The sequence below is a fragment of the Coleofasciculus sp. G3-WIS-01 genome (assembly GCF_040223135.1).
Lineage (GTDB): Bacteria > Cyanobacteriota > Cyanobacteriia > Cyanobacteriales > Coleofasciculaceae > Coleofasciculus.
In genome coordinates this window covers 1-2,439 of sequence record NZ_JAVJZI010000106.1, presented here as the reverse complement: position 1 = coordinate 2,439, position 2,439 = coordinate 1, and the positions used below count along the sequence as shown (strand labels likewise).

At 43.4% G+C, this 2,439-nt stretch carries 2 protein-coding genes and 1 pseudogene; 2 read left to right on the top strand and 1 reads right to left on the bottom strand.

Features of this window, described 5'->3' with window-relative positions; genetic code table 11:
• Positions 1 to 197: DUF520 family protein (locus RIM23_RS11085; RefSeq protein ID WP_446367020.1), on the top strand; the 197-nt coding region annotated here is incomplete at its 5' end.
• Between the two features lie 110 nt (positions 198 to 307).
• Here the strand turns inward: RIM23_RS11085 and RIM23_RS11080 are convergent.
• Positions 308 to 1,759 carry a glycoside hydrolase 100 family protein gene (locus RIM23_RS11080; RefSeq protein ID WP_446367018.1) on the bottom strand — a complete coding sequence of 484 codons (1,452 nt, stop codon included), beginning with the start codon at positions 1,757 to 1,759 and terminating at the stop codon, positions 308 to 310.
• A gap of 245 nt (positions 1,760 to 2,004) precedes the next feature.
• On the opposite strand from RIM23_RS11080, the pseudogene RIM23_RS11075 reads away from it, so the two are divergent.
• A pseudogene (locus tag RIM23_RS11075) lies at positions 2,005 to 2,097 on the top strand (PEP-CTERM sorting domain-containing protein); the annotation flags it as partial.
• Positions 2,098 to 2,439: the final 342 nt, after the last annotated feature.

Genomic DNA, 2,439 nt, shown 5'->3' with positions numbered 1-2,439 from the left:
AAATGGGTGAAACCATTGGTAGAGAGGCGCGGCTCTATCAAACTTGGACAATTGCGGGGTATTTAGTCGCTAACTATTTGATTCAAGGCGATGTGGTTAGAGTATCGAGTAAATCTAAAGATGATTTACAACAGATTATCGAGAGATTGAAACAAGAATATTTACCCGTGGCGCTGCAATTTACGAATTATCGTTAGAATCCCAAAGCTAGAGTAAAGATGTAGGTGCGGGTTTAGGGATTAAATCAGCAAACCCACCTCAAACCAAACAACGAAACCCGCCCTAATCCCCACCCGACGAACCAAATCTAATCTATCATTGCTTCTGGATTATCATTAAAACTAATTAAATTCAAATGCTGCGGATTTTGAATCAAATAGTTAGCGACTAAATACCCCGCAATTGTCCAAGTTTGATAGAGCCGCGCCTCTCTACCAATGGTTTCACCCATTTCTCCATCATAATATTCGGGCCACTCATCATCGAGTAAGTATACTTCCGCCGTTTCAATAGCTTTTTCAGCTAACTCCACTCTCTGCGTTTTTATCGCCGCCGCTGTCAACGACCAAAGTAAAACGGGCCAACTTCCCCCATTATGATACGACCAGGGAATATTTTTCGGGTCGCATCCAGTCACCGTTTCCCAATCCCGACCCACAACCGCAGGATAACAGAGTTTCATTGGCATATTGCCAATCAACTTTGACCATTGTATTTCAATTAAATTCATAATGCTTTGCGATTGCTCAGGAGTCGCCAAACCGGAAATAATAGCCAATAAATTCCCCTGACCAAAAAAGCGAAAATCAATCCAACCGACGCCTAAATTCCCCGCTAAATATCCGCCTTTGCGGTTGAGCCAAGGTAGAACCCAATCAGGTACAGACGATTCGTAGATATTAAATTTATTTAACGCCGTTTCTCCAAACTCTTCGGTTTGGTAGCGATAGATTGCCCTCAAGCGTTTGGGGTCTAACCAATACCGTTCTCGAATATAATTAGTGAGCAACTCTAAACGGTGATCAATTTCCCGCTTTTGAATATAGCTTTCGTTTTGCAGGAGTTCATAACGCGCAGAATGTAAAGCCTGATGAAATAAAGCCTGAATTTCTAATGGATGTCCATAAACAGCCATACGACGGTCAATCATAAATGCCGCTTCGGGGACTAATAAAGTGGGAGTCATATCGAAGCGCTGGCTTAAGCAAATATCCAAAATTAACTGGATACCGCGTTGGAATTCCAGGCGATGGACAATACTTTCATCAGGTCGATTGGCTATCTGACACGCCTTTTCATAAGCCCGCAAGAGAATAATCCACCACAACCCCGAATCAACAGGCGTGACTCTACCAATTGCCCGTTGACCAAAATCTGGCTCAATATTTTGAGTTGATGTGACTTCAAAGCTAGCAGGCATCAAGCCTTCTCCCAAGCGAATCCCATCAATGAGAAGTTCTTTCCCTTGCCAGGTTTGCCTCACTTTGGCAAATAATCCTTCACCCTCTTTTGTCCTTAGTTTATCCGACTGCAAGCCTAGGGTGAATTCCAAGAAGTTGCGGACAATCTCCCGTTCCCCTTGCATGAGGAACGCCAGTCCCGATGGGAAAAAATCGCGGACAAAGCAGTGACCATAATTGAGTTGTTCTTCTTTGGGAGCAGGTTCCTTGGAGGCTACAGTGCCAACAGGCTTTTGCTGATAACTCATGATGGAGAGTTTCAGTCGTTCTTGTGCCGCTTTTACCATCTGGCGATTCATTCAGCTGCTCCTATTTATGCTTCTACTTTTTTACCCAGACTCAGTTGCGCCAAAACGGGGTCTTAGTCGTTATCCTTTACGGCTACTATATAGGACATTTTACTCTAGCTTTTGGCGACGTACTTTTGCAGAAAAGTACACCAATATAAATCACACTCTTGCTTGATAATTCTTGCTCCGAGAGTTTCACTCCTGCTGTTACTTAAAGCACAGAATAAAAGTGGCGTGAGGCGACTACACCCGTTCCTGAACCCCTAACCCTCTTAGGTTCAGTAGCAGCATTAGGATTTGGAGTATTGCTCAAGCAAGAACATTCCCGACAGGATAAAAAAAGTTAACGACTGACTTTACTTTCCAGGGGAAGCCGGAAAACTGCCAAATAGCCAAGGTAATTCTTTTTAAGTTAAGTAGAGGCAATTTATGAATTGCCCCTACAGGTACAATACCAATTCGCTAAATGTCTGCCCTATCGCTAGAACGTTGTCAACTTTCTGTTGATTCAATTATTTATAAACTACCCAGACCTGCTATCGCAGAGTTCTGGGTTTTCAGTAGCCCTGAAGTCATCAAACAAGTTAAGCTGAACGTATCTGGGAGTTCTGTTTAACTTGCACGATAACCCCGTGCCTCCAGGCTGGTTTATAGACAGCCCCACAAGTGCAATATTATTGGCTCCATTA

Coding starts and splice junctions, on each gene's coding strand:
- RIM23_RS11080 (WP_446367018.1), bottom strand. CDS start 1,759: ATGAATCGCCAGATGGTAAAAGCGGCACAAGAACGACTGAAACTCTCC.